This is a genomic window from Olavius algarvensis spirochete endosymbiont, from assembly GCA_900608495.1.
In the GTDB taxonomy this organism is placed as follows: Bacteria; Spirochaetota; Spirochaetia; order DSM-2461; family DSM-2461; genus UBA2779.
The window spans coordinates 1-4,954 of sequence record UWYT01000019.1 but is presented as its reverse complement, the minus strand read 5'-3'; the positions used below and the strand labels follow the sequence as shown (position 1 = coordinate 4,954).

Annotated in this window: 4 protein-coding genes; all 4 read right to left on the bottom strand. The window is 48.5% G+C overall.

Going from position 1 to position 4,954, the window contains the following annotated elements:
* The coding region (locus tag S1OALGB6SA_RS00255; RefSeq protein ID WP_124032173.1) for a tyrosine-type recombinase/integrase at window positions 1-735 on the bottom strand (735 nt) is incomplete at its 3' end.
* Window positions 728-1,777 (bottom strand): tyrosine-type recombinase/integrase, encoded by a 1,050-nt coding sequence (locus tag S1OALGB6SA_RS00250; RefSeq protein ID WP_124032172.1) that lies wholly within the window; start codon window positions 1,775-1,777, stop codon window positions 728-730. The genes S1OALGB6SA_RS00255 and S1OALGB6SA_RS00250, both read right to left, overlap by 8 nt.
* Before the next feature lie 96 nt (window positions 1,778-1,873).
* Window positions 1,874-4,621, bottom strand: coding sequence for a CHC2 zinc finger domain-containing protein (locus S1OALGB6SA_RS00245; protein WP_195910201.1), 2,748 nt, complete (start codon window positions 4,619-4,621; stop codon window positions 1,874-1,876).
* 9 nt (window positions 4,622-4,630) lie between these two features.
* Window positions 4,631-4,954, bottom strand: a 324-nt coding sequence (locus S1OALGB6SA_RS00240) for a hypothetical protein (RefSeq protein WP_230204320.1), incomplete at its 5' end; no start/stop codon positions are given.

Sequence of the window (4,954 nt, the reverse complement as noted above, 5' to 3'; positions counted from 1 at the left end):
GCTATGGCGAAGTGAGTGCACCGATAAGCCTTTCCTCTCTAGGCCACTTCTTTTAAGCCAGTAATGAAACCTAGAGTTTATCCCTCCTCCATGTAGCCTGGTAAGCTTAGAAGATAGAAACACTACTCGTTCCTTTGGGGCGCTTATGGGAAGATATAGTTTCAGGAAGCTGGCTGCTGTGGCTGTTATGGGTAGGAGCCTATCTTCATTGTTTTTGCTAGCTCGAATCAAAACTCGTCTACTCTCAAGGTTTAAATCCCCAACTAGCAGCCCTGAGGCTTCACTAGAGCGAAGAGCGCTGGAATATATAAGCTCAAATAGTGCTCTATCTCGAAGGCCAAGGCTTTGGTGGATGTCGATGGATTCTAGAAAGGCTATCACCTCTTGAACGCTAAAGAAGGCTTTGGGCGGGCTAGGTTGCGGTTTTAGGCGTATGTTTTCCATTGGGTAGTCCAGTATTTTTGAATCCTTGTAGAGCAGCGTGAAAAAACGCCTAAGCATGCTAAGGTGTGTATCCACTGTCTTTGGTTTATAGTTTTCTGTGGCATGGCCAAGATAAGCTACTATGTCTTCTCTGCTTACCTGGCGTATATCCACTATGCTCAACTTCTCCAGGAAAGCTAAAAAGCTATCTAGCATTGAGAGGCTTACCTCTATGGTAGATTCTCTATATCCGTTAGCCAGCATGGCCCGGCGGCAAAACCCAAGCGAGTAGTGTCTATCAAACCTAGCCATCTGGGCCAATTCTTGGGATAGTTCCCCGGGGGTGATAGGAATCGAGCATGAAAGATAGCCCCTGGCCGTCCACCTTGGTGTAAACCTCCGAACTTCCAATATGCGCGTGTCCTAGTATCTGCTGGATGTAGCGCAAGGGGCAGCCTGCCCGTAGTAGGTGGTAGCCAAGAGAGTGGCGTAAATCATGGGAGCGGATTCTGATGGGTTTGAAGCCAGGCTTCTTTGAAAGTTCCCTTAAAGCTTGTTTTAAGTCCTCGTTGAACTTCCTTCTGATGGTGTTTAGGGAGTTTAAGAATAGCCTGGAGCTATCTAGGCGTTTATCGGCTTCTATCAGAAGGGGTCGGATTCGCTCTATGTATACCTTTAGCAGGCTAACTTGGTAGCTGCCTAGAAAGGCTGTGCGAATTCTAGAACCCTTTGGCTCTCTAACGATAAGCCTCATCGCATCTAAATCCACATCTTCCATTCTCACCCCGCTGGCTTCTGCTATACGCAGGCCGCTAGAGTATAGAAACTCTGCCAGTATGTGGGTGCGGTAGCGTCGCAAGGTGTTCTTTAAGTTTTGGAGACTATCGAAGTTAGAGAGATGATCAAGAAAGGCATCTAGGCTATCCTCGTCTGGTAGGTCTCTGGGTAATCTCTTGTGCTGCGCTATTTTTCTAACTCTTCTAAAGGGATTTGTTAGTATTATGCTGTTTTGGCTTAGCCAGGCGGCCAAACTGGAGGCCTGGCTCATGAGATTGATAACCGTGTTTGGCCTATATGGCCTGCCATTTTTCATCCTGTGCTCAAGAAGACTTCGCTGGTACTCACTTGCGATTTCATAAGTTAGCTCGCCTAGGCGCTGGCCATGTTCTTCTAGGAAGTTAAGGAATCTTTTTAGCTTGTTTCTAGCGCTGGCAATCACGCCTGCTTTGGCTCCTAGCGCCTTTTGTTCCTTGAGGTAGGCAAGAAATAGTTCGTTGTTGGTGGGGGTTTTGTTGGCGCTTTTAGGGTATATGTGTTTTTTTGGCTTTATCTCTTTTTGAGTTTTTGGCCCCACTTTCTTCTATCTCCTTATGAGCTCAAGAGTTAAACGTCAAACAACGCCCGGCCCCATCGGCCCCACTTTGCTTCTTATTCTTTATGTAAAAAGGAATTAGCCAGTGGCTCTAATTTTGGCCCCACTTGGCCCCACTTTCTTTTTATTCTTTGCATAAAAAGGAATTAGTTCTTTTTTCATTTTGGCCCCACTTTTCAGGCGCTCTAGTATCACTTGGGGACTGGGAAGCGCTTCGCTAGAGTGGCTGATAAGCCTACTAGATAGGCCATATCTTAGCCTCATACCTCGGCTAGAGCCTCTAACTCTTACATATTCCCATTCAGCAAGGGTGCGTAGGTTCTTCTTTATTTGGTCGTGCCCAAGTCCGCTATACTCCCTTAGTTCCCTTTGGGTAATCCAAAGCTTATCTTCCTTGATGTTGAGTTTTGAGCTGCGGGTTTCTATTAGGGCCTTTAGGGGTTCGTACACTCTTAAGGCGCTAGATGGCAACGTTCCTAGTGTGGAGGGCAGTATGGCGCTCATTATCTTATAGGCTACGCGATAGTCTTCCATGTCGCATTCAATGTGGGGCGCAGCTGCAGGCGGTTTCTGGTGTTGGCGAAGAAAACAGACTGCGGCAATCAGGTCTATAAAGCGCTCGTGGTCCCTCCTGGTTCGCATCTGCTTTGATGGAAAGTCTAGTACTTCCGCAAATGGGTTGATGATTAGTTTGGGCTCTAAGAGTCTTTGGGCGGTCTGGTGGCGCTCAATGATGGCGGGGATTGCTTCTCTTTGTTTTCTGTAGGCATCCAGGCTGTACTTTTGCCTTTGGCGTTTGTGTATGGCCTTGGTTTGTTTCTGGCTCTCATCTGTGCCTATTAGAAAGCATCTTGAGGCGTTCTCTTCGTTTATGTACTCTTCTGTGCTGCTCATCACCATGGCCACTTTCACTTTCTTTCTAACTATCTTGCTTGTAAGCTGGCCGCTCTTCTCGTTCTTGGCGGTAACCAGGCGGCTTAATTCCCCGCTAGATAGCATCTCGCGAAGCTGGTGTTCTACAGCCTCCGAGTGCACGGATTCACCAAGTACTAATAGCTTGCCCATTAGGGCATCATCTGCCATGTAGTTTAGGGCCTGGTCTGAAAGGCTTGTTAGGCTAAGCACCTCTTTTGGGGGCATTAGCTTTTTCACTGTGTCGATAAGGTAGCTTTTGCCAGATGCTGATTGGCTATGAACTATTAGAGAGATGGGGCTTTCCATCTTGCGGCTGCTTGCCGCTATGTACATGAGCCTCTTGTTCACGCTCTCGCCAACATAGCCTAGGGCTTCTAGGTCTTCTTCTATGCGCTCAAATAGCTTGGGGTCTTTAAGCAGGGACATGGCCGCATCTATTTCTTGCACGCTCAGGGGCCGGGGTTCACTTGAGTTGCTGCTCTGGGTTTCCCTCATCTTCTCTAGGTGCTCTAGTATGTCTATCAAATCCTCTTCCACTCTGGCGCTTTCTATTTGCAAGCTGCTAGCTAGCTGGGTGGCAAAGAGGCTGCGGCTTCTAGCTGAGAACAGATCCACATTGTCGATAAAACGGCCTCTGTTGACGACCTCTTTGGTGGCCATTCTTATCTCTTCATCAATCTTGTTGTTGGTAGCACGGATGTTCACCTTGAGGGAGGATACAAAGCCTTCTTTTACTCCTATGATGGCATAATCTACTTCCTGGGAGCTTGCTACATAGCGGCCATTCTTTTTGCTTATCTTCAGCCTCACCGGCGGCGGGTATGTTGGACTTGCCGCCTCTATTAGGCCCTCGATTGCCCTCTTCTTATCCTGGTTGCTTCCTTCTAAGAGCAAAAAATCGTTCCAATCCTTGTGGGGCTCAGGCGGGAATATCACTCGTATTATCAGGCGCTGTTCTTTTAGTTGTTCTCTTAGCTTGCTCACTCCAGCCCTGCCAGCTTCATCGTTATCTAGGGCTAGTATTATTTCTTTTGTGCGGCCTTCTTTTAGCGCTTGGGTGTGCATTTGGCTTAGACCGTTTGCGCCATAGAGCGCATCTACGCCTGCAAAGCCCAGCACCATCAGGCTAATCGCATCGATGATGCCTTCAGTCCAAATCATTCTCTCTTGGTAGGCTAGGTAGCCTGCTGGGTTGAGTAGGCCTTGATGAGGGCCTGCCATGTAGATGTGCTTGGGGGCTCTGTTTGTAATCCTTCTGCCATAGAGGGCTACTACTTGGCCTCCTAAATCTCGCAAAGCTATGGTTATGCAGCCCTTAAAGGCTTCTCTGCCTTTGCGGCTTATGATTTTCATATCTTTTAGGGCTGCCTTTTGGCCTTGGCTGCACTTCTCTAGTAGGCTGCCAGAGGCATAGCCTGCATCTAGGCGCCTTAGTATTTGCCCCTGGTAGAGCCCCCGGCCCCTTAGGTAGTCTATTGCTTCCCTGGAGGCTTCAAGCTCCTTACGATAAGAGCTAAGCACATCTATGAGGCTCACCTTGCTTGTTATGGGCCCTTGGGCTGGCAGCCTTTGGACTGGTAGTTCCCGGGCTGGGGCTTGGGTGGCACTTGTGCCGGGGGCACCGATGGCCACGAACTCTTCCAGATAGCTTACGGCTTTGGAGAAGCCTAGCCCCAATTTCTGCATCACAAAGGTAAATACATCTCCGCCTTCCCCGCAGCCAAAGCACTTGTATAGGCCCTTCTCCTGGTTCACCGACAAACTTGGGGTTTTATCCTCATGAAAGGGGCAATTGCCCATCCAACTTGTGCCCTTCTTCTCCAACTGAACACCTAAGGAAGCAAATAGGGCCACGATGTTCACCTTGTTCTTTAGGATTTCCTTTTCTGCTTGTCTTACTTTGTTGTCCATGGCCATCACTCATTCACCATAAGAGGCGCTCTTCTGCCCCTTCCTGTACTCACGCTTTGCTTGGTTAGCGCAAGTTAGAACTTCCGCGTAGCTACGGCGAAAGGCTAGAAGGTTTACTATTGCCTGGCTGCTATGGTAGTTAAATTGATGGCTGCCAATTTGGCGGGGGTCAAAGTAGAAGTCACAGATGATGTTCTTGTTTAGATGGCGGCAAGTAATCTCCTCTGGGGGGATGCCTTCTGATAGGTAGTAGGCGGCCTCATAGAAATCGCTTGTGCGAATGCTGTGCTCTTGGATGCTGTCTGTTTGAATGGGTTCCATGGTGGAGCTCCT

Excerpts from the sequence above, each read along its gene's own strand:
- S1OALGB6SA_RS00245 (WP_195910201.1), bottom strand. The coding sequence starts at position 4,621 with ATGGACAACAAAGTAAGACAAGCAGAAAAGGAAATCCTAAAGAACAAG.